General features: G+C 43.2%; 2 tRNA genes. Both read left to right on the forward strand.

Annotation, left to right across the window (positions count from 1 at the left end):
• The first annotated feature begins 5 nt into the window (after positions 1-5).
• Positions 6-82 (forward strand) — tRNA-Arg (locus ARB25_RS09650).
• A gap of 159 nt (positions 83-241) precedes the next feature.
• Positions 242-318: transfer RNA gene (locus ARB25_RS09655), tRNA-Arg, on the forward strand.
• Positions 319-333 lie beyond the last annotated feature (15 nt).

The raw sequence follows: 333 nt of genomic DNA on the forward strand, positions 1-333 counted from the left end.
GCGTTGCGGCGTTACCTCAGCTGGATAGAGGGTCTGACTACGAATCAGAACGTCATAGGTTCGAATCCTATACGCCGCACCAATTGAATTTTAAAGCCTCCGGTAACGGAGGCTTTTCTTATATCACGATGCGTCGAAGATCGCATCAAGTGGTCAAAAATGAGTAAAAATCAAATTCAATAACTTTTTTTGAAAAACGCTTGACCTTTATTCAGTCCATGTGCATAATAATCAACAAGTCGCGGCGTTACCTCAGCTGGATAGAGGGTCTGACTACGAATCAGAACGTCATAGGTTCGAATCCTATACGCCGCACCATTTGAGATTAAAGCT

Source organism: Collinsella aerofaciens (genome assembly GCF_001405375.1).
GTDB classification, from domain to species: Bacteria; Actinomycetota; Coriobacteriia; order Coriobacteriales; family Coriobacteriaceae; genus Collinsella; species Collinsella aerofaciens_F.